13 protein-coding genes and 1 tRNA gene are annotated in these 25,263 nt (G+C 71.7%); 3 read left to right on the top strand and 11 right to left on the bottom strand.

Annotated elements, in window-relative coordinates; translation table 11 throughout:
- The first annotated feature begins 19 nt into the window (after window positions 1–19).
- Window positions 20–4,981 carry an ATP-dependent helicase gene (locus ACSP97_RS26045; protein WP_440554486.1) on the top strand — a complete coding sequence of 1,654 codons (4,962 nt, stop codon included), beginning with the start codon at window positions 20–22 and terminating at the stop codon, window positions 4,979–4,981.
- 46 nt (window positions 4,982–5,027) lie between these two features.
- On the top strand, window positions 5,028–5,873 hold the full coding sequence (locus ACSP97_RS26040) for an Fpg/Nei family DNA glycosylase (protein ID WP_355149145.1): 846 nt from the start codon (window positions 5,028–5,030) through the stop codon (window positions 5,871–5,873).
- A 775-nt stretch (window positions 5,874–6,648) separates the two neighbouring features.
- Here ACSP97_RS26040 and ACSP97_RS26035 read toward each other — a convergent pair.
- The 9 genes from ACSP97_RS26035 to ACSP97_RS25995 form a co-directional block, all read right to left on the bottom strand.
- Window positions 6,649–7,119, bottom strand: coding sequence for a Dps family protein (locus tag ACSP97_RS26035; RefSeq protein ID WP_355328367.1), 471 nt, complete (start codon window positions 7,117–7,119; stop codon window positions 6,649–6,651).
- Between the two features lie 253 nt (window positions 7,120–7,372).
- Window positions 7,373–7,747 (bottom strand): helix-turn-helix domain-containing protein, encoded by a 375-nt coding sequence (locus ACSP97_RS26030; protein ID WP_070026017.1) that lies wholly within the window; start codon window positions 7,745–7,747, stop codon window positions 7,373–7,375.
- 109 nt (window positions 7,748–7,856) lie between these two features.
- Window positions 7,857–8,402, bottom strand: coding sequence for a CinA family protein (locus tag ACSP97_RS26025; RefSeq protein ID WP_355149138.1), 546 nt, complete (start codon window positions 8,400–8,402; stop codon window positions 7,857–7,859).
- Complete coding sequence (gene pgsA / locus ACSP97_RS26020) at window positions 8,399–9,172, bottom strand: CDP-diacylglycerol--glycerol-3-phosphate 3-phosphatidyltransferase (protein WP_355149136.1); 774 nt, start codon at window positions 9,170–9,172, stop codon at window positions 8,399–8,401. The genes ACSP97_RS26025 and pgsA overlap by 4 nt, the downstream gene beginning before the upstream one ends.
- Entirely contained in the window at window positions 9,169–10,641 is a 1,473-nt protein-coding gene (gene rimO, locus ACSP97_RS26015) for a 30S ribosomal protein S12 methylthiotransferase RimO (RefSeq protein ID WP_355149134.1), read from the bottom strand. The genes pgsA and rimO overlap by 4 nt, the downstream gene beginning before the upstream one ends.
- A gap of 92 nt (window positions 10,642–10,733) precedes the next feature.
- Window positions 10,734–11,576, bottom strand: coding sequence for a helix-turn-helix domain-containing protein (locus ACSP97_RS26010; protein ID WP_355149132.1), 843 nt, complete (start codon window positions 11,574–11,576; stop codon window positions 10,734–10,736).
- Between the two features lie 295 nt (window positions 11,577–11,871).
- Window positions 11,872–14,619 carry a DNA translocase FtsK gene (locus ACSP97_RS26005; protein WP_358272153.1) on the bottom strand — a complete coding sequence of 916 codons (2,748 nt, stop codon included), beginning with the start codon at window positions 14,617–14,619 and terminating at the stop codon, window positions 11,872–11,874.
- 123 nt (window positions 14,620–14,742) lie between these two features.
- Complete coding sequence (locus tag ACSP97_RS26000) at window positions 14,743–15,420, bottom strand: response regulator (RefSeq protein ID WP_070026022.1); 678 nt, start codon at window positions 15,418–15,420, stop codon at window positions 14,743–14,745.
- 273 nt (window positions 15,421–15,693) lie between these two features.
- Window positions 15,694–21,153 carry a HAMP domain-containing protein gene (locus ACSP97_RS25995; RefSeq protein ID WP_355328361.1) on the bottom strand — a complete coding sequence of 1,820 codons (5,460 nt, stop codon included), beginning with the start codon at window positions 21,151–21,153 and terminating at the stop codon, window positions 15,694–15,696.
- A 409-nt stretch (window positions 21,154–21,562) separates the two neighbouring features.
- Between ACSP97_RS25995 and ACSP97_RS25990 the strand changes: the two genes are divergently transcribed.
- Window positions 21,563–24,325 carry a SpoIIE family protein phosphatase gene (locus ACSP97_RS25990; protein WP_388292857.1) on the top strand — a complete coding sequence of 921 codons (2,763 nt, stop codon included), beginning with the start codon at window positions 21,563–21,565 and terminating at the stop codon, window positions 24,323–24,325.
- Window positions 24,326–24,372: 47 nt separating this feature from the next.
- On the opposite strand, the gene ACSP97_RS25985 is transcribed toward ACSP97_RS25990, so the two are convergent.
- Together ACSP97_RS25985 and ACSP97_RS25980 are read right to left on the bottom strand one after the other, a co-directional pair.
- Window positions 24,373–24,445, bottom strand: a tRNA-Thr gene (locus ACSP97_RS25985).
- 84 nt (window positions 24,446–24,529) lie between these two features.
- Window positions 24,530–25,192 carry a DegT/DnrJ/EryC1/StrS family aminotransferase gene (locus ACSP97_RS25980; protein ID WP_358272496.1) on the bottom strand — a complete coding sequence of 221 codons (663 nt, stop codon included), beginning with the start codon at window positions 25,190–25,192 and terminating at the stop codon, window positions 24,530–24,532.
- Window positions 25,193–25,263: the final 71 nt, after the last annotated feature.

The following is a 25,263-nucleotide window of genomic DNA, read 5'->3' as shown; positions in this document are numbered from 1 at the left end:
TCGGGTGCAGGATGGACGCATGGTCAGCTCAGCACATCGGGCCCTCGACGGCTTCTCTCCCGCGACCCGCGGCTGGTTCACGGGGGCGTTCTCCGCGCCCACCGCGGCCCAGGCGGGCGCGTGGCAGGCCATCCAGGCGGGCTCGGACGTGCTGGTGGTCGCGCCGACGGGCTCCGGCAAGACGCTGGCCGCGTTCCTGGCCGCCCTGGACCAGCTGGCCTCGGCCCCGCCGCCGGCCGACCCCAGGAAGCGCTGCCGGGTGCTGTACGTCTCACCGCTCAAGGCGCTCGCGGTCGATGTCGAGCGCAATCTGCGCAGCCCGCTGACCGGTATCCGCCAGGAGTCCGTCCGGCTGGGGCTGCCCGAGCCCGAGATCAAGGTCGGCATCCGCTCGGGCGACACCCCGGCCGCCGAGCGCCGCGCCCTGTCCACCCGCCCGCCGGACATCCTGATCACCACCCCCGAGTCGCTCTTCCTGATGCTCACCTCGGCCACCCGCGACGCGCTCACGGGCGTGGAGACCGTGATCCTGGACGAGGTGCACGCGGTCGCGGGCACCAAGCGCGGCGCGCATCTCGCGCTCTCCCTGGAGCGCCTCGACGAACTGCTGCCGAAGCCCGCCCGGCGGATCGGCCTGTCGGCGACCGTGCGCCCGGTGGACGAGGTGGCGCGCTACCTCTCGCCGCACCGCAAGGTGGAGATCGTCCAGCCGGACTCCGGCAAGGAGTTCGACCTCTCGGTGGTCGTCCCGGTCGAGGACATGGGCGAACTGGGCGGCTCCCCCGCCACCGACGCGGCCGAGGGCGGCGAGCGGCCGTCGATCTGGCCGCAGGTCGAGGAACGGATCGCCGACCTGGTGCAGTCGCACCGCTCCACCATCGTCTTCGCCAACTCCCGGCGCCTGGCCGAGCGGCTGTGCAACCGGCTCAACGAGATCGCGTACGAGCGCGCGACCGGCGAGCCGCTGACCGAGCACCACGCGCCGGCCCAGCTGATGGGCGGCTCGGGCGCGGCCCAGGGCGCGCCCCCGGTGATCGCCCGCGCCCACCACGGCTCGGTGTCCAAGGAGCAGCGCGCGCTGGTCGAGGAGGACCTGAAGGCGGGCCGGCTGCCCGCGGTGGTCGCCACCTCCAGCCTGGAGCTGGGCATCGACATGGGCGCGGTCGATCTCGTCGTCCAGGTGGAGTCCCCGCCCTCGGTCGCCTCCGGGCTCCAGCGCGTGGGCCGCGCCGGGCACCAGGTGGGCGCCGTCTCCACCGGTGTGGTCTTCCCCAAGTACCGGGGCGACCTGGTGCAGGCGGCGGTGGTCACCGAGCGGATGCGCACGGGCACCATCGAGTCCCTGAAGGTGCCCGCGAACCCGCTGGACGTGCTCGCCCAGCAGCTCGTGGCGATGACGGCGCTGGACACCTGGCAGTTCGACGACCTGCTTGCCCTGGTGCGCCGCGCGGCCCCGTTCGCCTCCCTCCCGGAGTCGGCGTTCACGGCGGTCCTGGACATGCTCGCCGGGCGCTATCCGTCGGACGCGTTCGCCGAACTGCGCCCCCGGGTGGTGTGGGACCGGGTGGCCGGCACCATCACCGGCCGGCCCGGCGCCCAGCGGCTGGCCGTCACCTCCGGCGGCACCATCCCGGACCGGGGCCTGTTCGGGGTCTTCCTCGCCGGCAGCGACCCCAAGAAGGGCGGCGGCCGGGTCGGCGAGCTGGACGAGGAGATGGTCTACGAGTCCCGTGTGGGCGACGTCTTCACACTGGGCACCAGTTCCTGGCGCATCGAGGACATCACCCGCGACCGGGTGCTGGTCTCGCCCGCGCCGGGCGTGCCGGGCCGGCTGCCGTTCTGGAAGGGCGACCAGCTGGGCCGCCCCCTCGAACTGGGCCGCGCGGTCGGCGCGTTCCTGCGCGAGGTCGGCTCACTGTCCAAGGACGACGCCCGGCTGCGGCTGCTCACCGCGGGCCTGGACGCGTGGGCGGCGGACAACGTGCTGTCCTACCTGGAGGAACAGCGCGAGGCCTGCGGCCACGTACCGGACGACCGCACGATCGTGGTGGAGCGCTTCCGTGACGAGCTGGGCGACTGGCGAGTGGTCGTCCACTCCCCCTTCGGCGCGCAGGTGCACGCGCCCTGGGCGCTGGCGCTCGGCGCCCGGCTGTCCGAGCGGTACGGCATGGACGCGCAGGTCATGCACGCCGACGACGGCATCGTGCTGCGCCTGCCCGACGCCGATCTGATGAGCCTGGACCTGCTCGACCACGATCCCATGAGGGCGGGCACCGAGTACGACAGCGAGCAGGCGCCCGTGGGCGCGGCGGACGTCGCCTTCGACAAGGGCGAGGTCGACCAGGTCGTCACCGACCAGGTCGGCGGCTCGGCCCTGTTCGCCTCCCGGTTCCGCGAGTGCGCCGCGCGCGCCCTGCTGCTGCCGCGCCGCAACCCGGGCAAGCGGACCCCGCTGTGGCAGCAGCGCCAGCGGGCCGCCCAACTGCTCCAGGTGGCGAGCGAGTTCGGCTCGTTCCCGATCGTCTTGGAGGCGGTCCGCGAATGCCTCCAGGACGTCTTCGACGTTCCCGGGCTGGCCGAGCTGATGGGCGACATCGAGTCCCGCAAGGTGCGCCTGGTCGAGGTCACGACCCCGGAGCCGTCCCCGTTCGCCCGCTCCCTGCTGTTCGGTTACGTCGCCCAGTTCCTGTACGAGGGCGACTCCCCGCTGGCCGAGCGCCGGGCCGCCGCACTGTCCCTGGACTCCCGGCTGCTGGCCGAGCTGCTGGGCCAGGCGGAGCTGCGCGAGCTGCTCGACGCCGATGTGCTGACCGAGCTGGAGCGCGAACTCCAGTGGCTGACCGACGACCGCCGGGTCAAGGACGTGGAGGGCGTCGCCGACGTGCTGCGGGTGCTCGGGCCGCTCACCGAGGCCGAGCTGGTCGCGCGCGGTGCCGATCCGCACTGGGTGCGGGAGCTGGCCGGGGCCCGCCGGGCGATCAAGGTCCGGATCGCCGGCGCCGACCACTGGGCGGCGATCGAGGACGCGGGCCGGCTGCGCGACGCGCTCGGCACCGCGCTGCCCGTCGGCGTCCCCGAGGCCTTCACCGAGCCGGTCAAGGACCCCCTGGGCGACCTCCTCGCGCGCTACGCCCGTACGCACGGCCCGTTCACCTCGGCCACCGCGGCCGACCGCTTCGGCCTGGGCGTGGCGATCACCGACGGCGCCCTCCAGCGGCTCGCCGCGAGCGGCCGGGTGGTGCAGGGCGAGTTCCATCCCGCGGGCATCGGCCAGGAGTGGTGTGACGCGACCGTGCTGCGGCGGCTGCGCCGCCGCTCCCTGGCGGCCCTGCGGCACGAACTGGAACCCGTGCCGCCCGCCGCGCTCGCCCAGTTCCTGCCCCAGTGGCAGCACATCGGCAAAGGGCACGGCCTGCGGGGCATCGACGGACTGGTGCGCGCCGTCGAGCAGTTGCAGGGCGCCTCCGTGCCCGCCTCCGCGCTGGAGAAACTGGTCCTGCCGTCCCGCGTGGCCCACTACACCCCGTCGATGCTGGACGAGTTGACCGCGGCCGGCGAGGTGGTGTGGGCCGGCGCGGGCGCGCTGCCCGGCAAGGACGGCTGGGTCTCGCTCTATCTGGCGGACGCGGCCCCGCTGTTGCTGCCGCCCCCGCATCCGCTGGAGCTGACCGCGCTCCACCAGTCCGTCCTGGACGCGCTGTCCGGCGGCTACGGCCTGTTCTTCCGGCAGATCGCCGACCAGGTCCGCGCCACCACCCACCCCGACGCCACGGACCCCCAACTCGCCGACGCCCTGTGGGACCTGGCCTGGTCGGGCCGGCTCACCAACGACACGTTGGCGCCGATGCGGGCGCTGCTGGGCTCGGGCCGTACGGCGGGTTCGACCGCCCACCGTGCCAAGCGCTCCGTGCCGCGCGGGCGTTACGGCTCCCTGACGGCCGCCGCCCGCACCGCCTCCCGTACCGGGCCGCCGACCGTCGCGGGGCGTTGGTCGCTGCTGCCCGTGGCCGAGCCGGACGCCACCGTGCGCGCGCACGCGCTGGCCCGCACCCTGCTGGACCGGCACGGCGTGGTGACCCGGGGAGCGGTCGCCGCGGAGGGCGTGGAGGGCGGCTTCTCGGCGGTCTACCGGGTGCTGTCCGCCTTCGAGGAGAGCGGCCAGGCCAGGCGCGGTTACGTGGTCGAGGGGCTGGGCGCGGCCCAGTTCGCCATGGACGGCGCGGTGGACCGGCTGCGCGCGGTCTCCAACGCCCGCGAACGGGGCGAGGCCGCACTGCCCGCCCCGGCCCCGCCCGACGGCTTCACCCCCGCCGGCCCGGACGGCTTCCCCGGTACCGACGACGCTCCCCACGGCCACACCCCGTCCGGCGCCGACGGCGGTTTCGCCCACCCCGGGCTCGACGACGACTTCACCTGGCCCCCGGCCGGTCTGCCGCCCGCCGCTCCCGGTGAGTACGTCTCGCCCCGCGATCTGCCCGACCCCTTCTCCGCCCCCGGCTACGGCGGCCCCCGGGGCGGCGGGGCCGGCGGTTACGGCGCGGCCCCGTTCGGGGGGTACGGCGAGTATCGCACCCGGGGCCGTTCCCCCGACCCGCGTGCCGTGGTGCTCGCCGCCGCCGACCCGGCGAACGCCTACGGCGCGGCCCTGCCCTGGCCCGAGCCGCCGACCGGGGCCGGCCACAAGCCGGGCCGCAAGGCGGGCTCCCTGGTCGTCCTGGTGGAGGGCGAGCTGACCCTCTACATGGAGCGCGGCGGCAAGACGCTCCTGGCCTGGCCCGTCACCCCCGACACCGCGGCCGCCGACGACCCCCGCCTGCGTGCGGCCGCCGAGGCCCTCGCCGAGGCCGCCCGCGCCGGCTCCCTCGGCACGGTCACGGTCGAGCGGATCAACGGCGCTCCGGCCCTGACCTCCCCGACGGGCGCCCTCCTGGAAGGGGCGGGCTTCGTGGCCACGCCGCGGGGCCTGCGCCTGAGAGCGTGAGCCCCGTCCCCGCGGCCCGCCGCCCGGCCGTGGCACCCTTGGACCCATGCCCGAAGGTGACACGGTCTGGCAGGCCGCGCGGCGGCTGCACGAGGCCCTCGCGGGCAAGGCGCTGACCCGCAGCGACTTCCGGGTGCCGAAGTACGCCACGGTCGACCTCACCGGCCGTCGGGTGCTGGATACCGTCGCGCGCGGCAAGCACCTGCTCACCCGTTTCGAGGGCGGCCTGACGCTGCACACGCATCTGCGGATGGAGGGCGCCTGGAAGGTGTACGGCACGGGCGAGCGCTGGCGGGGCGGACCGGCGCACCAGATCCGCGCGATCCTCGCCGCCGCCGACCGCACGGCCGTCGGCTACCGCCTCCAGGTCCTGGAACTGCTGCGCACCACCGAGGAGGAGCGGGTCGTCGGTCATCTCGGACCCGATCTGCTCGGCCCGGACTGGGACCCGGAGCGTGCCCTGGCCCGGCTGCTCGCGGACCCGGCCCGCCCGCTCGGCGAGGCCCTGCTGGACCAGCGCAATCTGGCCGGAATCGGCAACATCTACAAGAGCGAGCTGTGCTTCCTGCTCGGCGTCACCCCCTGGCTGCCGGTCGGCGCGCTGCCCGCGGATCGCGCCGAGAAGCTGCCGGGCCTCGCCCAGCGGCTGCTGGAGGCCAACCGCGACCGCCCGGTCCGCCAGACCACCGGGCTGCGCCACCACGACCTGTTCGTCTACGGCCGCGCGCCCCGCCCCTGTCTGCGCTGCCGCACCTCGGTCCGCGTGGCCGACCAGGGCGACGGCTCCCAGGACCGCCCCACCTACTGGTGCCCCACCTGCCAGACGGGCCCCGCCCCGGCCCCGGACGCGCCCCAGCGCTGGCGCGAGCGCCACCGCCGCACCCCCACCTGACCGCCCGTCGCCCACCGACCGGCGACCACCGACCGGCGACCACCGACCGGCGACCGGCGACCGGCGACCGGCGACCGGCGACCGGCGACCGGCGACCGGCGACCGGCGACCGGCGACCGGCGACCGGCGACCGGCGACGGTATACGGGATACGGGCCACCGTTCCCAACCGACCGAACGACCTCACCCGAACGAGTTCACGCACGAGATCACGCAGACGCCCGCCCCGTTCACGCCCCTCACCCGCCGCACGAAACCGCGCCTGCCCCTCCGTGAACAACCCCAGCCCCCGGTCCGCCCGCGCAGCCGGACCGCATGCACTACGGCCCGGAGATCTCACCCGAACGAGACCTCGCCACCCTCGCGTCTGTCACCCCCTCCTCCGCTTCCCCATCCGCCCTCGTCCCCCTCACCCCCGTCTCCCCCGCCCGCCAAGCCGTCGCCCAGCGCCCGGAGTCCAGCGCGCCCGCCGCCCGCCCCTTGGGCGCGCAGTGCACCGGCAGCACGCTCAGTCCCCACCCGCCGGCCGCGACGGCCGCTTCCAGAACGCCCGCGCCCTGCCCCAGGGCGAGCCGCAGCACAGCCCACCACCACACGGCGCCGCATCCCAGCGCCACCGTCCGGCGCACCGTACGCCCGGTCATGCCCGCCACCACCTTCCACCGGACGCCGCGCCCCGCCGTGCCCGCCGCGCACCGGGCGCGTCAGGGGCTCGTGGTCGCGGCGCCGGGCCGCCGGCCCGGCCCGTACCGGGCCCCGAGCCGCACCGGCAATCGCTACGCGTTCTCCGCCTGGAACATCCAGTGGTGCTTCTCCAGGTCCGCGGTGATCCCGATGAAGATGTCCTGGGTGACCGGGTCCGGCTCGGCCGTGGCCCGCACCCGCTCCCGCATCCGGCCGATCACCGCGCCGAGGGCGTCCACCATCGCGCCGACCGCGTCCCCGTCCTTGATCCAGCCCGACGGGGTGGTCTTGATGCCGCTGGCGGAGGCCACCGTGGCGGCACGGCCGTCGGGCGGGATGCCCAGCGCCGAGGCGCGCTCGGCCACCGTGTCGGAGTGGGTGCGGGCGGAGGCGACGACCTCGTCCAGCTGGAGGTGGACCGACCGGAAGCGGGGCCCGACGATGTTCCAGTGGATCTGCTTGCCGGCCAGGGACAGGTCCACCAGATCGACCAGGGCGCCCTGCAACGCCTCGGACACGGTCTTCAGGTCCGCGTCGGCCAACGGGCTCTTCACGACGTACATCCGCTTCCTCCGGCGGTCGGGCGGCCCTGACGGCCGTCACGTCCCTCCACCATGACCGCCCGGCTGGATACCGGCAAACGGACGCATACCGGGCAGACACCATGCGTCACCGACGCACCTTCGGCACCGTCGCCCCCACGGGCACCATGCGGAGGACCGTGCGCAGCACAAAGCCCCGGCCGCGCTCCCGGGTTGGATCCCGGGAGCCCCGGCCGGGGCCTCACTGTGTCTGTCGGTCGGACCGCCGGAAAACTCAGGCGGCGACCACGTCCACCGCCTTCGCGGGTGCCTTGATGGTCACCCGTTCCGGTGGCACACCGGTCACCGAGACAGAACCCAGCATCGGACGGACCGGCGTGGGCACGGGCTCGGTGGCCGCGGCGGACTGGGCCAGCTCGGCGAGCGCCAGCTCGTCGCTCACTTCTCGCATGAGTTCCGACATCCGTACGTCCAGCGCGTCGCAGATGGCGGAGAGCAGCTCGGAGGAAGCCTCCTTCTGCCCCCGCTCCACCTCGGAGAGATAGCCGAGTGAGACTCGGGCGGACGAGGAGACTTCGCGCAGAGTACGGCCCTGGCGTTGGCGCTGCCGACGCAGCACGTCACCCAGCAGGCGACGGAGCAGAATCATCGGTGGCTCCCTCCTCGGACCGCGTAGCCGCATCCTTCACGCCCCACCGTACCGCCTCGCGCTGCGGCCGTGCGGGGAGCGATGTCGTGTTCACTCAGGGCTGCAAACATCAAAACCCCCCGTTCCGTTCCGTATCCTGTGCCCGCTCATTCCCATACTGTTCGCCCGCAATCTGCTCCAGGAGCAGTGCGAGTACGCTCCGTACACTCTCCATACGAATTTCCGTACGGCTGCCGTTCAACCGCAGGGCCTGCACTTTTCCGCCACCGGCGGAAGAGTCGGCGGCCGTCAGCGGTCCGTCGACGGCCACGAAGACCGTGCCGACGGGTTGGCCGTCCTGTGGGTCGGGGCCGGCGACCCCGGTGGTCGCGATGCCCCAGTCGGCCCCCAGAGCCTTCCGCACCCCGGCCGCCATCTGACCCGCGACCTGCGGGTCCACCGCTCCCTGCCGCTCCAGCAGGGTGGCGTCGACGCCCAGCAACCGGTGCTTCAGCTCGGTGGCGTAGGCGGTGACCGAGCCCCGGAACACCTTGGACGCTCCGGGCACCGCGGTGATCTCCGCCGCGACCAGTCCACCTGTGAGCGACTCGGCGACGGCGAGGGTCTCGCCCCTCACCGTCAGTAGTCTCACCAGGTCGGTGGCCGGAGAACTCACGCTTTCTTCTCCTCCAACGCCGCCGCGCGCTCGGCAATTCCCCGCCGGCGCAGCACAATGGCCTGTCTTACATAGTCGAGACCGGTGGCAACGGTCAGTACGACCGCCGCCGCCATCACCCAGAACCGCAGTGTGGCCAGCCATCCCGTCAACGCCAGAACGTACATCCCGACCGCGACACCCTGAGTGAGGGTCTTGAGCTTGCCGCCGCGGCTGGCCGGGATCACGCCATAGCGAATGACCAGAAAACGCAGCAGGGTGATGCCGAGTTCCCGGCCGAGGATCACGATCGTCACCCACCACGGCAGATCGCCGAGGGACGACAGACAGATCAGCGCCGCCCCCATGATCGCCTTGTCGGCGATGGGGTCGGCGATCTTGCCGAAGTCGGTGACCAGGTTGTAGGTGCGCGCCAGGTGACCGTCGAACAGGTCGGTGATCATGGCGATGGCGAAGGCCGCCCAGGCGAGGGAGCGCCAGGCCGGGTCGTACCCGCCGCCCGCCAGCATCAGCGCCACGAAGCCCGGCACCAGCACCAGCCGGAGCATGGTCAGCAGATTGGCGACGTTCCAGACGCTCGCCTGGTTGACCGCCGCGGCGGTGATCTTCCCGCCGCGTGCGGGCCGCCCGTCGGCCGACGGACCGGCGCCGGGGACGGATTCGGGTGCGGGACCGGAGACCTCGGGAGCCACGCCGTCGGCAGCGGCGGCACCCCGGGCGCCGTGCGCGCCGGAGGAGCCGCCCGCGGCGGATGCCGGGACTCCGGTCATCTGCCCGCCTCCTCACTACACGCGAGCGACCCGGTCAGCGGCTCGGCCACCAGGTCGACACCTTCCGTACCGACCACCTTCGCCTCGACCATACGTCCGACCGCAAGGCCCTCGCCGCTCGTGAGCAGCACCTGGCCGTCGGTCTCGGGCGCCTGGTGCGCGGCGCGGCCGTACACGCCCTCCTCGTCGTCCACCGACTCCACCAGGACGTGCACGCTCTCGCCGACGCGCTCCTCGGCGCGCTGCGAGACCAGTTCCTCGGCGAGCCGGGACATGTGGGCCAGACGCTCGGCGACGACGTCCTCGTCCAGCTTGTTGTCGTAGGTGGCCGCCTCGGTGCCCTCCTCGTCGGAGTAGCCGAAGACGCCGATGGCGTCCAGGCGGGCGCCGGTCAGGAACCGCTCCAGCTCCGCCAGGTCCGCCTCGCTCTCGCCGGGGAAGCCGACGATGAAGTTGGAGCGCACACCGGCCTGGGGGGCCTTGGAGCGGATGGTGTCGAGCAGTTCGAGGAAGCGGTCGGTGTCGCCGAAGCGGCGCATCGCGCGCAGCACGCCGGGCGCGGAGTGCTGGAAGGACAGGTCGAAGTACGGCGCGACCTTGGGCGTCGAGGTGAGCACGTCGATCAGCCCGGGGCGCATCTCGGCCGGCTGGAGGTAGCTGACCCGGATCCGCTCGATGCCGTCGATGCCGGCCAGCTCGGGCAGCAGGGACTCCAGCAGGCGGATGTCGCCCAGGTCCTTGCCGTAGGAGGTGTTGTTCTCGGAGACCAGCATGATCTCCTTCACGCCCTGCTCGGCCAGCCAGCGCGACTCGTTGAGCACATCGCTGGGACGGCGGGAGATGAAGGAGCCGCGGAAGGACGGGATGGCGCAGAAGGAGCAGCGCCGGTCGCAGCCGGAGGCGAGCTTCACCGAGGCCACCGGGGAGCCGTCCAGACGGCGGCGCAGCGGCGCGCGGGGGCCGGAGGCGGGGGCCACGCCCTCCGGGAGGTCGGCCGGGCCGTGGCCGGGCAGCGCGACGGCGGCCGCCGAGTCCTGGCGCTCGGCCGGGCTGATCGGCAGCAGCTTGCGGCGGTCGCGCGGGGTGTGGGAGGCGTGGATGCCGCCGGACAGGATGGTCTGCAGGCGGTCGGAGATGTCCGCGTAGTCGTCGAAGCCGAGCACGCCGTCGGCCTCGGGCAGCGCCTCGGCGAGCTCCTTGCCGTACCGCTCGGCCATGCAGCCCACCGCCACGACGGCCTGGGTTCTGCCGTGGTCCTTGAGGTCGTTGGCCTCCAGGAGGGCGTCGACGGAGTCCTTCTTGGCGGCTTCGACGAAGCCACAGGTGTTGACCACGGCGACGTCGGCGTCCGCGGCGTCCTCGACGAGCTGCCAGCCGTCCGCCTCCAAACGGCCTGCGAGCTCCTCGGAGTCCACCTCGTTACGAGCGCAGCCGAGAGTGACGAGTGCGACGGTACGGCGTTCAGGCATGGGCTCAAGAGTACTTTGTCTCACCGACAGCCCTTGTCGACGGGGTTGGCCGAACCCGGCCGACCCCGTCGGCGACGTGCCGCCGAGGGCGGTCAGCCCGCTACCGGGTCGCCCTTGGTGTAGGTCAGGCGCTCCACGGCGCCGGGCCGGAAGTTGTCCTCGATCTTCTTGCCGTTGACGTACAGCTCGATCGCGCCGGCGTCCCCGAGGATGAGGTTGATCTTGGTGTTGTCCTGGAACGTCTTGGACTGGCCCTTGTCCAGCAGGCCGTCGAAGAGCATCCGGCCGTTGTGGTCCTTGGCCGAGATCCAGCTGCGTCCGTTGGGCGCGCTGACCTGGACGGTCACCTTGTCCTGCGGGGCGGCCGCGATGGCGCTGTCGGTGGGCTCCGGGGTCGGGTCTGCGGGCTTGTCCTTGGTCGGCGCGGGCGAGGCCGCCTTGCTGGCGGCGGGTGTGGAGCCCTCGGCCAGCTGCGACTTCGCGTCGCTGCTGCCGTCGCCGCCCTTGACGGCGGTGAAGCCGACGAAACCGATCACGACGACGATGGCGGCGACCATGGCCGCGGTCCAGTTCGGGCCGCGCCGCTCGGGCCGGATCCGCTCGGCCTCGAACAGGGGCGCGGCCGGGGTGGGCGCGGGCCGGCCGCCGTGTTCCGCGTCGTACTGGGCGACGAGCGGCTCGGGATCGAGATGGACGGCCCTGGCCAGCGTGCGGATGTGGCCGCGCGCGTACACGGCACCGCCACAGGGGCCGAAGTCGTCCGCCTCGATGGCGTGCACGATGGCGAGGCGGACACGAGTGGCGCTGCTGACGTCGTCCACGGTGAGCCCGGCCGCGATCCGCGCCTGCTGGAGGGCACGGCCCACGGAGATTCGGGCTTCCTGGGACTCGTCTGGGAAGGGACGCTCGTCTTCAGGGGAGTTGCCGATGGACACGGGGGCGCCTTTCGAGCGTGTAGCCACCTGTGCTGGAAGCTCAGTCTAGGGGGGGTACGAAAGGGTGGGGCAACCGGGCGGTACGACTTTCTACGCCATCGGAATGGCCCGACAATCCGGTGGCTGGACAGGCGCGTGCCCCGCAACGGGAGGCTCACCCGTCCTCTCGCTCAACTTGACGTGGGACAAAGGGAAACGGTTGCCCGCCGCTCTCTAACGGGTGGATCACGACGACGGTCGAGCACGGCGGGCCCGCCGCCCGGCAGACCTCGCATGAACCGGGCGGCTCTTCGTACTATCCCTCAGTCTCACCGCGGATCAGGGCGAGCACGCCGTCCAGTTCATCCGGTTTCACCAGAACGTCACGCGCCTTGGAGCCCTCGCTGGGTCCCACGATGTTGCGGGACTCCATGAGGTCCATGAGCCGGCCGGCCTTGGCGAAGCCGACGCGCAGCTTGCGCTGGAGCATGGACGTGGAGCCGAACTGGGTGGAGACGACCAGCTCGGCCGCCTGGCACAGCAGGTCGAGGTCGTCGCCGATGTCCTCGTCGATCTCCTTCTTCTGCTTGGTGCCGACCGTGACGTCCTCCCGGAAGACCGGGGTCATCTGCTCCTTGCAGTGCCGGACGACGTCCGCGACCTCCTCCTCGGTCACGAAGGCGCCCTGCATACGGGTCGGCTTGTTGGCGCCCATCGGCAGGAAGAGGCCGTCGCCCTTGCCGATCAGCTTCTCGGCGCCGGGCTGGTCCAGGATGACGCGGGAGTCGGCCAGCGAGGAGGTGGCGAAGGCGAGCCGGGAGGGCACATTGGCCTTGATCAGACCGGTGACCACGTCGACGGAGGGGCGCTGGGTGGCGAGCACCAGATGGATGCCGGCCGCGCGGGCGAGCTGGGTGATGCGTACGATCGCGTCCTCGACGTCGCGCGGGGCGACCATCATCAGGTCGGCCAGCTCGTCCACGATCACCAGCAGGTAGGGGTACGGCTGGAGCTCGCGCTCGCTGCCCTCCGGCGGCTTGACCTTGCCCTCGCGCACGGCGCGGTTGAAGTCGTCGATGTGCCGGTAGCCGTAGGCCGCGAGATCGTCGTAGCGCAGGTCCATCTCGCGCACCACCCACTGCAGCGCCTCGGCGGCCCGCTTGGGGTTGGTGATGATCGGCGTGATCAGGTGCGGGATGCCCTCGTAGGCGGTCAGCTCGACCCGCTTGGGGTCGACCAGGATCATCCGCACGTCCTCCGGGGTCGCCCGCATCATGATCGAGGTGATCAGACAGTTGATGCAGGACGACTTGCCGGAGCCGGTGGCGCCCGCGACCAGCATGTGCGGCATCTTCGCCAGCGAGTGCATGACGTAGCCGCCCTCGACGTCCTTGCCGAAGGCGACCAGCATCGGGTCGTCGTCCTCGGCGGACTCGGCGAGGCGCAGCACGTCGCCGAGGTTGACCATCTCCCGGTCGGTGTTGGGGATCTCGATGCCCACCGCGGACTTGCCGGGGATGGGGCTGATGATCCGCACGTCGGGGCTGGCGACGGCGTACGCGATGTTCTTGGTGAGCGCGGTGATCCGCTCCACCTTGACGGCGGGTCCGAGTTCCACCTCGTAGCGGGTGACCGTCGGGCCCCGGGTGAAGCCGGTGACGGCGGCGTCGACCTTGAACTCGGCGAAGACCTGGGTGAGCGCGGCGACTATGGCGTCGTTGGCGGCGCTGCGGGCCTTGCCGGGGCCGCCGCGCCGGAGCAGGTCCAGGGCGGGCAGCGCGTAGGTGATGTCCCCGGACAGCTGTAGCTGCTCGGCCCGGGAGGGCAGGTCGCGGGGCTTGTCGGGGGCCTTCTTGGTGAGGTCGGGTACGACGGACCCGCTCTCGGTCTTCCGCTGCTCGGGGCGCGCGGCCGGGACCGGCTTGGCGGGCGGCTCGGCGGCCGGGACCGGGGTGGTCTCCTCCCGGTCGCCGACGCTGACGCCCTGGGTGAGGTCGGCGACCAGCGGGGAGGGCGGCATGCCGTGCAGGACGGCGCCGTCGAGCGCGGCGGCGGCAGCGGCGGCCACGTCCACGGCGTCCATCTGCCGCTGCGGGTCCGGCTGGGGCACCGCGGAGCGCCTGGGGCGGCCGCGGCGGCGGGTGAGGGCCTCTTCCTCGGCGCCGTCCGGGTCGTACGCCCCCGGCCCGGCCGAGCGCTTGCGGGAGCGGGCGGGCAGCGCCTCGCGCCACTGCTCCTCGTAGCGCTCGTCGTCCTCGGTGTACTCCTCCGCCTCGTGGTCGTGCAGGACGCCCAGCCGCACACCCAGGGCACGCAGCCGCTGCGGGATGGCGTTGACGGGGGTCGCGGTGACCACGAGCAGCCCGAAGACGGTCAGCAGCACCAGCAGGGGCACAGCGAGCATCTCGGTCAGGGCGTACGTCAGCGGGGTGGCCGCGGCCCAGCCGATGAGGCCGCCGGCGTCCCTTATGGCCTGCATGCCGTCGCCGCGAGCGGGCGAGCCGCACGCGATGTGCACCTGGCCGAGCACGCCGATGACGAGCGCGGACAGGCCGATCACGATCCGCCCGTTGGCCTCGGGTTTCTCCGGGTGCCGGATCAGCCGTACGGCGATCACCGCGAGCAGTATCGGCACCAGCAGGTCGAGCCGGCCGAAGGCACCGGTGACCAGGACCTCCACCAGATCGCCGACCGGGCCCTTGAGGTCGGCCCAGGTGCCGGCGGCGACGATCAGCGCGATGCCGAGCAGCAGCAGCGCGATGCCGTCCTTGCGGTGGGCCGGGTCGAGGTTCCGCGCGCCCTGTCCTATGCCGCGGAAGACCGCGCCGACCGCGTGCGCGAGACCGAGCCAGAGGGCGCGCACCAGTCGGAACAGCCCCCCGGTGGGGCTCGGCGCCGGCTTCGGCGGGACCTTCTTCGCCGCGGTCTTCCTGGCCGGCGCCTTCTTGGCGGGCGCCTTCTTGGCCGGGGCCTTCTTCACGACGGCCTTCCGCGCCGGAGCCTTCGCGGGAGCGACCGCCTTCTTCGCGGGCTGCTTCTTGGCTGCGGAGGGACGTGAGGCCATGGAACTGAGGTTACCGGGGGAGACGACAGCGGACACGTGTGCCCACAGCTTCACCCGTTCGTGTCGCCCCGGCCGGGGCCGGGAACTGACGTGGGCTCATGGGCAACGGGGCACCGGCCCCGATCAGTTGGGCGACGACAACGCCGAGCCACCGGCCCCGGTGCCGGGCTCCAGCGCGTCGAGGGCGCGGCGCAACCCGGTGAGTTTCCGCTCCAGATGGGCCGCCGTGGCCACCGCGGCCGCGTCCGCCGAATCGTCGTCCAACTGCTTGGACAGCGCCTCGGCCTGCTCCTCGACGGCCGCGAGCCGCGCGGACAGCTCGGCGAGCAGCCCGGCCGACTCCTTGCCGCCGACCGCGCCCTTGCCGCCCTCCAACTGGAGCCGCAGCAGCGCCGCCTGTTCACGCAGCTGGCAGTTCTTCATGTACAGCTCGACGAACACCGAGACCTTGGCGCGCAGCACCCACGGGTCGAACGGCTTGGAGATGTAGTCCACCGCGCCGGCCGCGTAGCCCCGGAAGGTGTGGTGCGGGCCGTGGTTGATCGCGGTGAGGAAGATGATCGGGATGTCGCGGGTCCGCTCGCGCCGCTTGATGTGCGCCGCGGTCTCGAACCCGTCCATGCCCGGCATCTGGACGTCCAGCAGAATGACCGCGAAATCGTCCGTGAGCAGCGCTTTGAGCGCTTCCTCCCCGCTCGATGCCCGCACCAGCGTCTGATCGAGCGCAGAGAGGATGGCCTCCAGCGCCAGCAGATTCTCCGGCCGGTCATCGACCAGGAGGATCTTGGCCTTCTGCACCATGGCCCGCCCTCCTCGCCCCGGCGGTACACCGGGCGCCGCCCCAGGGGACGACTCCCTTTCGCCGCCCGTCCTTGTGCCGGTCATCGTAGCCGCACCCCGCTCGTCGCCACACCCTGTCACCGCGATGTCACCGCGCACGTAGCGGAAACGCGGCGGGAACCCGGATGGTTCCCGGAACCCCACGTTCCCATACGTCCGCACCCACCTTAGGCGGGCGGCTGCCCGCGCCCGCCTCGGGTTCCCCGGTGTTCACGGCATGGTCGGCCGATCCCGTCACTTCCCCCGCATCCACTGCTGGAGCACGCCGAGCAGGTGATCCGAATCGACCGGCTTGGTCACGTAGTCGGACGCGCCCGCCTCGATCGCCTTCTCCCGGTCGCCCTTCATCGCCTTCGCGGTCAGCGCGATGATCGGCAGCCCGGCGAACTGCGGCATCCTGCGGATCGCCGTCGTCGTCGCGTAGCCGTCCATCTCGGGCATCATGATGTCCATCAGGACGACCGCCACGTCGTCGTGCTGCTCCAGGACCTCGATGCCCTCCCGGCCGTTCTCGGCGTACAGCACCGACAGGCCGTGCTGCTCCAGGACGCTGGTGAGCGCGAAGACGTTGCGGATGTCGTCGTCGACGATCAGCACCTTCTGCCCGCCGAAGAGCACGCCGTGCGCGGACGGCGGCGCGCTGTCCTGCTCGGGCACCGCCGTCCACTGCTCGGCGCGCTGCTCCCCCTGCGGCAGGCTCCGCCGACGGCGCCGGAACAGCGCCGCGGGGCCGTTCTGCATGTCCATGTACGACTTGACCTCGGCCGGCGTCTCGATCTCGGAGGCGGACAGCTGCGAGGACTGCTCCGCGTCCGAGGCGCCCAGGTCACCGCCCTCCGGCGGGGCCACGGACTGCTGGTAGCCCTGCGGCGGCAGCTCGCTCGGGTACAGCGGCAGGTACAGCGTGAACGTGGAGCCGCGGCCCGGTTCGCTCTGCGCGTGGATCTCACCGCCGAGCAGCTGCGCGATCTCCCGCGAGATGGACAGGCCGAGCCCCGTGCCGCCGTACTTGCGGCTGGTGGTGCCGTCCGCCTGCTTGAACGCCTCGAAGATCACCCGCATCTTGCTGGCCGCGATGCCGATGCCGGTGTCCGTCACCGAGAACGCGATCAGCTCGCCCTCCGGATCGGTCAGCGACCCGGCCTCCAGCAACTGCTCCCGGATCTTCTGCGGCACGTCCGCGCCCGCCGGCCGGATGACCAGCTCCACCGACCCCGAGTCGGTGAACTTCACCGCGTTGGACAGCAGGTTGCGCAGCACCTGGAGCAGCCGCTGCTCGTCGGTGTGCAGGGTCGCGGGCAGCTCCGGGGAGACCCGCACCGACAGGTCGAGGCCCTTCTCCGCGGTCAGCGGCCGGAAGGTGGCCTCCACGTAGTCCACGAGCTGGACGAGCGCGATCCGGGTCGGCGAGACGTCCATCTTGCCCGCCTCGACCTTCGCCAGGTCCAGGATGTCGTTGATCAGCTGGAGCAGGTCGGATCCGGCACCATGGATGGTCTCGGCGAACTCGACCTGCTTGGGCGAGAGATTGCCCTCGGCGTTGTCGGCGAGCAGCTTGGCCAGGATCAGCAGCGAGTTCAGCGGTGTGCGCAGCTCGTGCGACATGTTGGCCAGGAACTCGCTCTTGTAGCGCATCGACACCGCGAGTTGCTCGGCGCGCTCCTCCAGGACCTGCCGGGCCTCCTCGATCTCGGTGTTCTTCACCTCGATGTCCCGGTTCTGCCGGGCCAGCAGCTCGGCCTTCTCCTCCAGTTCGGCGTTGGACGCCTGGAGCGCCTTCTGCCGGTTCTCCAACTCCTCGGAACGTTCCCGCAGTTGCTCGGTCAGCTCCTGCGACTGCTTGAGCAGCTGCTCGGTCTTGGTGTTGACCGAGATGGTGTTGACGCTGGTCGCGATGACCTCGGCGATCTGGTTGAGGAAGTCCTTCTGGATCTGGGTGAACTTCGTGAACGAGGCCAGCTCGATCACGCCGAGCACCTTGTCCTCGAACAGCACCGGCAACACGATCACCTGGGCCGGCGGGGCCTCGCCGAGCCCGGAGGAGATCTTCAGATAGCCGCTGGGCGCGTCCGAGACCAGGATGGTGCGCTTCTCCTGGGCGGCCGTCCCGACCAGCGCCTCACCGGGCCGGAACGACGTCGGCATGGAGCCCATCGAATAGCCGTAGGAGCCGAGCATCCGCAGCTCGTAGGCGCTCTTGCCGTCGCCTGCGGCCTCGCCCTCCATGAGCGGCATCGCCAGGAAGAACGCGCCGTGCTGCGCGGAGACCACCGGCGTCAGCTCGCTCATGATCAGCGACGCGACGTCCTGGAGGTCCCGGCGGCCCTGCATCAGGGCGGAGATGCGGGCCAGGTTGCCCTTGAGCCAGTCCTGCTCCTTGTTCGCGATCGTGGTGTCGCGCAGGTTGGCGATCATCTTGTTGATGTAGTCCTGGAGTTCCTGGATCTCGCCGGACGCGTCGACGTCGATCTTCAGGTTCAGGTCGCCGCGGGTCACCGCGGTCGCCACCCGCGCGATGGCGCGCACCTGCCGGGTCAGGTTCCCGGCCATCTCGTTCACCGACTCGGTCAGGTCCCGCCAGGTGCCGTCCACGTCCCGCACCCGTGCCTGACCACCGAGCTGGCCCTCGGTGCCCACCTCGCGGGCCACCCGGGTGACCTCCTCGGCGAAGCTGGACAGCTGGTCCACCATGGTGTTGATCGTCGTCTTCAGCTCGAGGATCTCGCCGCGCGCGTCGATGTCGATCTTCTTGGTCAGGTCGCCCTTGGCGATGGCCGTGGTGACCATCGCGATGTTGCGCACCTGGCCGGTCAGGTTGGACGCCATCTGGTTCACCGACTCGGTGAGGTCCTTCCAGGTGCCCGCCACGCCCGGCACGTGCGCCTGGCCGCCCAGGATGCCGTCCGTGCCCACCTCACGGGCCACCTTGGTGACCTGGTCGGCGAACGAACTCAGCGTCTTGACCATGGTGTTGATGGTGTCGGCGAGCTGCGCGACCTCACCGCGCGCCTCGATCGTCACCTGCCGCGTCAGATCACCGTTGGCGACCGCCGCCGCCACCTGGGAGATGTTCCGCACCTGCATGGTCAGGTTGTTGGCCATGAGGTTGACGTTGTTGCTCAGGTCCTTCCAGATGCCCGTGACACCCGGCACGTGCGCCTGGCCGCCGAGGATTCCCTCGGTGCCCACCTCGCGCGCCACCCGGGTCACCTGCTCGGCGAAGCTGGACAGCTGGTCGACCATGGTGTTGACCGTGGTGACCAGCTCCAGGATCTCCCCCTTGGCGTCGACCGTGATCTTCTTCGACAGGTCGCCCTTGGCGACCGCGGTCGTGACCTCGGCGATGTTGCGCACCTGGATCGTCAGGTTGTTCGCCATGAAGTTCACCGACTGTGTGAGGTCCTTCCAGGTGCCGGAGACCCCCTGCACCTCGGCCTGACCGCCGAGGATGCCCTCCGTACCCACCTCACGGGCCACCCTGGTGACCTCCTGGGCGAACGACGACAGCTGGTCCACCATCGTGTTCAGGGTGTTCTTCAGCTCCAGGATCTCCCCGCGCGCGTCCACGGTGATCTTCTGGGAGAGGTCACCGCGCGCCACCGCGGTGGCGACCTGCGCGATGTTGCGCACCTGGGCCGTCAGGTTCCCGGCCATGCCGTTCACCGAGTCCGTCAGGTCCCGCCACACGCCGGCGACGCCGGGCACCTGCGCCTGACCGCCCAGCCGGCCCTCGGTGCCCACGTCCCGCGCCACGCGGGTCACCTGGTCGGCGAACGCGGACAGCTGGTCGACCATCGTGTTGATCGTGTTCTTCAGCTCGAGGATCTCGCCGCGCGCGTCGACGTCGATCTTCTGCGACAGATCGCCGTTGGCCACCGCCGTGGTCACCTGGGCGATGTTGCGCACCTGCGACGTGAGGTTCCCGGCCATGAAGTTGACGGAGTCCGTCAGCTCCTTCCAGGTACCCGAGACGCCGTCCACCCGCGCCTGACCGCCCAGCCGGCCCTCGGTGCCCACGTCCCGCGCCATCCGCGTCACCTGGTCGGCGAAGCTCGACAGCTGGTCCACCATGGTGTTCACGGTGTTCTTCAGCTTGAGCATCTCGCCGGAGACGTCCACGGTGACCTTCTGCGACAGATCGCCGTTGGCCACCGCCGTGGTCACCTGGGCGATGTTGCGCACCTGCCCGGTGAGGTTGCGGAACGCCGTGTTGACCGAGTCCGTCAGGTCCTTCCACGTTCCGGCCGCCCCCGGCACCTGCGCCTGGCCGCCCAGCTCGCCCTCGACGCCGATCTCCCGCGCCACCCGCGTCACCTCGGCACCGAACGCGGACAGCTGGTCCACCATGCCGTTGACGGTGTTCTTCAGTTCCAGCATCTCGCCGGCCACGTCCACCGTGACCTTCTGCGACAGGTCGCCGCTGGCCACCGCGGTCGTCACGGCGGCGATGTCCCGCACCTGTGTGGTCAGGTTCCGGAACACCGTGTTGACCGAGTCCGTCAGGTCCTTCCAGGTTCCCGCCGCGCCCGGCACGTTCGCCTGACCGCCGAGCCGGCCCTCGGCGCCGACCTCGTTGGCGACGCGCGTCACCTCGTCCGCGAAGATCCGCAGCGTCTCGGTCATCTGGTTGATGGTCTGGGCGAGCTGCGCCACCTCGCCGCGCGCCTGGACGGTCACCTTCTGCGACAGGTCGCCGTTGGCGACGGCCGTGGTCACCTGCGAGATCCCGCGCACCTGGGCGGTGAGGTTGCCGGCCATCGTGTTGACGGAGTCGGTCAGCTCCTGCCACACGCCGGCCACCTCGGGCACCTGCGCCCGGCCGCCGAGGATGCCCTCGGTGCCCACTTCCCGGGCCACCCGCGTGACCTCCGAGGAGAAGGCGGACAGCTGGTCCACCATCGTGTTGACGGTGTTCTTCAGCTCCAGCATCTCGCCGGCGACGTGCACGGTCACCTTGCGCGACAGATCGCCCTTGGCGACCGCCGTCGTCACCAGGGCGATGTCGCGCACCTGGGCGGTGAGCCGGTCCGCCATGGTGTTGACGGACTCGGTCAGGTCCTTCCAGGAACCCGACATCCCGCGCACGCGCGCCTGGCCGCCCAGCTTGCCTTCGGTGCCGACCTCGCTGGCCACCCGCGTGACCTCGTCGGTGAACGTCGACAACTGGTCGACCAGGTTGTTGACCGTGCGGCCGACCTTCAGGAACTCGCCCCGCAGCGGATGCCCGGTGCCGCCGTCCGGCGCCTGCGCCCGCAGCTCCATGCGCGGCGACAGATCGCCCTCCGCGACCGCCGTGAGCACCCGGCCGACCTCCGACACGGGCCGCACCAGGTCGTCGACCAGCGCGTTCGAGTGGTCGATGGCCGTCGCCCAGGAGCCCTCGCAGGCCCCCGTCTCCAGCCGCTCGGTGAGTTTGCCCTCGCGGCCCACCATCCGCCGCACCCGCGCCAGCTCGCCGGTCAGGTGCAGATTGCGGTCGGCCACCTCGTTGAAGACCGCCGCGATCTCCGACATCACGCCGTCCCCGGACACCGTCAGCCGTTTACGGAAGTTCCCGTCGCGCATCGCCACGAGAGCCGCCAGCAGGCGGTTCAGGGCAGCGGTGTCCACCTCGGTGGTACCGCCGCTCCTGCCCAGGGACGGTCCGCCCTTCGCGCGCGTCTTCGTGCCACGCGTCGCTGCGCCAGACTCCACTGTGTCCCTCCCGGGGGATCGACCCTTACTGCCGTATGCGGCCGCTTCGGCCCGGCACGCCGGTCATCGGCGTACCGGGTACGTCCGCGTACCCGTTACTGCTGCGTATTTCTGCCAGACGAGATCCGGCCACACCAGGGGCTGCTGCCCGTCGTACACGGAACACACGCGGTGCGACCCGACCTTCATCAGAAGCTTGCCCAGTGTTTCACCCTGCCCGAACCAGGCCATAACAGTTCGGCAGCTTCGCACATCGTCCGCACACCCTGGGGGGTAAACACCGGCGACCGGCATCCGCTCGGACCGCGAAGGTAAGTAACCTTGCATCCGGCTGTCCAGCCGCACCGGTCCCGACCGGCCTGGGCGGTGGCACGAGAACGAGCGGGCATCGGAGGGGCGGCCGCAGACCATGACCACCGGAGTGATTCCCGGGGGACAGACCCCGGAGCGGCGGCCGACCGACCCGCGGATGCCACAGCAGCAGCGGCACGACCCGGCCGGCCGGTCAGCCCCGCACGACGACAACCGGCCGAGGAGTTCTGTGATCACCGCGCGCGCGGCCGCCAGTTTCGAGCCCGTCGGACGATCCGTGGCGACCGCCCGGGCCTTCGTCCGCGACACCCTCCAGGGCTGGGGCTTCGCCGATATCGTCGACGACGCCGTCGTCCTCACCAGCGAACTGGTGACCAACGCGGTCGTGCACGCCGGCACCCACGCCGAGGTGCTCTGTCTGCGCACCGAGGACGGTGTGCGCATCGAGGTCTCCGACCACTATCCCGAGCGCGAGGTCCCGCTCCAGACCTCCGCCCACCCGATGGCCGGCCCCGACCGCGAGGGCGGCCGCGGCCTCCAGCTCTGCGCGGCCCTCGCCACCCGCTGGGGCGTCGACTACACCCCGACCCACAAGCACGTCTGGTTCCAGCTGAACCTGCCCGAGCGGCCGGTCGGCACCCGTACCGCGGGCCCCGCGCTCCCCACCGATCTGCTTCCGCTGGCCGACGGCCGGGTCCGCGTCGCCGTCGTCCAGGTCGACCGCAAGGGCGCCGTCACCGCCTGGAACGAGGACGCCGAGGAACTCTTCGGCCACCCGGCCGCCGAGGCCATCGGCAGGCCCCTCACCGAACTCGCCGCCTGGCCGCACACCCCGGGTACCGGCACCGGTGTCGCCGAGGCCCTGCGGCTTTCCCGCTGGGAGGGCAGTTACGGCATTCGCGGCGCCGACGGCCGGGTCGTCCAGGTGTACGCCTCCCATCTCAGGGTCCGCGACACCGGCGGCGAGCCCTCCACCGTCTGCCTGCTGGTGCGTGACCACGAGCGCGCCGTGCTGCAGACGCCCGCGCGGGTCCCGGCCGGCGACCAGAGCACGGCGCAGGATGGCCAGAACGCGGACCCCTTCGAGGTGTTCATCGGCTCCCCCGCCCCGGACGACCTGGACGGTCTGCTCCAGCGCACCGTGGAGCGCGCCCGCGACATGCTCGACGGCGACTCCGCGTTCCTGCTGCTGGCGACCGACGACGAGACCGAGCTGGAGGTGCGTGCCTCCACCGGGTTGCCCTCCGCCCGCCAGCGTTTCGCCCGCGTTCCCGTGGAGGCGGGTCCCGGCCGCTACGGTTCGGCGCGCATGCCCGCCGTCCACGACGACCTCGGCGCCGTCCCGGGCGCCGTCCCGCTGCTGACCGGCACGGGCATGCGCTCGGTGGTCACGGTTCCGCTCAAGGTCGAGGGGCGCCTCACCGGTTCCCTCGGTGTGGCGGCCGAGGCGCCGGGCCGCTACTCGAACGAGGAGGCGCTGCGCCTCCAGTTCGCCGCCGACCGGATCGCCCTCGCCGTGGAGTCGGCCCGCCTGGGTGAGCTGGAGCGGCTGCGCCGCGGCTCCCTGAGCTTCCTGGTCGAGGCGTCCGACCTGCTGGCCGGCACCCTGGACCGCGACCAGACGCTGGCCCTCATGGCGCAGATGACGGTTCCGACGCTGGCCACCTGGTGCGCGGTGTACACCATCGCCGACCAGGCCTCGGAGCCGTATCTGTCGTATGTCCTGCACGAGGACGAGGAACTCATCGACGGCATCAAGTCGTTGCTGTCCAAGGTCGCCCCGCCGGACCCGGTGCCGACGCCCGGCGCCCGTGTCTGGACGGTTCCGGGCGAGGTCGCCCACCAGGCCGCCCTGCGCACCTCGATGCGCAGCCTGGGCCTGGCCGGTGGTCCCACGCACCGGGTCGCCTCGGGTATCGGTCCGACCTTGGCGACGGCCTCCGCCGTCGGCGGTGAAACGGTCGTCCTGCCGCTGGTGGCCCGCAACCGGGTCATCGGCATGCTGGTGCTCGGCAAGCCCACCGACGAGCACTTCCGGCAGGAGATCCTGGAGCTGGCCGAGGACTTGTCCCGCCGGGCCGCCCTGGCCTTGGACAACGCCCGTCTGTATTCGGAGCGCACCGCCATCAGCCAGGCCCTCCAGCGCAGTCTGCTGCCGCCGGGCACGCCGGACATCGAGGGCGTGGAGGTGGAGGTCATCTACCGCGCGGCCGGCGAGGGCAACGAGGTGGGTGGTGACTTCTACGACTTGTTCCCCATCGGCAACGGCGCCTACGGTTTCGCCATCGGCGACGTCTGCGGTACGGGTCCCAACGCGGCGGCGGTCACCGGCCTGGCCCGGCATGCCCTGCGTCTGCTGGCCCGCGAGGGCCTCAGCGGTCCGGCGGTCCTGGAGCGGCTGAACTCGGCCATTCTGGACGAGGGCGACCGCAGTCGTTTTCTGACGCTGCTGTACGGCGAGATGCGCCCGCAGGAGGACGGCAGTGCCGAGTTGAAGGTGGTCTGCGCCGGCCATCCGCTCCCGCTTCGGCTGCGGCAGGACGGCACGGTGACTCCGGCCGCCGAACCCCAGCCGCTGCTGGGCGTGATCGAGGACCTGGAGCTGTACGAGGAGACGGTCACTCTCGATCCCGGTGATGTGCTGCTCTGTGTCACGGACGGCGTGACCGAGCGCCGGGAGGGCACGCGGATGCTGGGTGACGATGGTCTCGCCGATGTCCTTACGACCTGCACGGGTTTGACGGCGGGTGCGGTCGCTGCCCGGATCATGCGCGCGGTGGAGCGTTTCGCGTCCGATGCTCCGTCGGACGACATGGCGATTCTGGCGATGCGGGTCCCGGGGATCCACCGGGACGCGTGAGGGCATACGAAAAGACCCCGCCCATCCGGGCGGGGTCTTTTTGGCTGAGCCCCCAAACGGAATCGAACCGTTGACCTTCTCCTTACCATGGAGACGCTCTGCCGACTGAGCTATAGGGGCCTGTCGTTTTGGAGGTTTCCCTCGCGGCGACAAGAAAACTGTACCCCGAAGTGGCCTGACTTCCCAAATTCGTTCGGCGGGCGGTCAGAAGGCGGGCTGGAGCAGTCCGCCGAGGGTGTTGCAGGCGGCGGCGATCCGCTGCATCTCACGCTTTGTCAGGGTGGCTTCGACGGGCAGCGCGAGGGTTTCGTCGGCGGCCTGTTCGGTCTGCGGCAGGGACACGTTCCGGCGGAATTCGGGCAGCCGGTGCACGGGTGTCTTGACCGGCACCCGGCAGTCGACGCCTTTGGCCCGTAGGGCGCGTGCGAAGGCGTCCCGGTCCGGCCGGCCGTTGCCGGGGACGCGTACGACGTACTGCTGGTAGGTGTGTCCGTCGCCGCCGTCGGGGGTGCGCACGCCCTTCAGCTTGGCGTCGAGGTAGGCGGCCCGCTCCCGGCGCTGCGCGGTCTCGTCGTACGGCGCCTCGGGTTCGCCGTGTTCCAGGACCAGCAGCTGGTGCCGTTGTCCGAGGGCGTGCATCCGTCGGATGTCGGCCCGCCGTCCGAAGCGGTGGACGACAACGACGGCCGCGGTGCGGTGGGTTAGGGCCGCTGCCACGGCTGCCGGGTCGAGGCAGTAGGTGAGGGGGTCTATGTCGGCGAACACCGGGAGCGCGCCGGCCAGGGTGACGGCCTGGGCCACTTCGACGTTCCCGAAGGCCGGTACGACGACCTCGTCTCCGGCTCCGACGCCGGCCGCCCTGAGCATTTCGGAGGTTCCCATGGGAGGGATGCTGGGCGCGCAACGTGAACGACACGTTACGCACAACAGAAAAAGGT

This window comes from Streptomyces sp. SCPE 10, assembly GCF_051980735.1.
Classification (GTDB): Bacteria; Actinomycetota; Actinomycetes; order Streptomycetales; family Streptomycetaceae; genus Streptomyces; species Streptomyces misionensis.
Note: the sequence above shows the minus strand (reverse complement) of the source record. Positions and strands in the feature narration are given on the sequence as shown.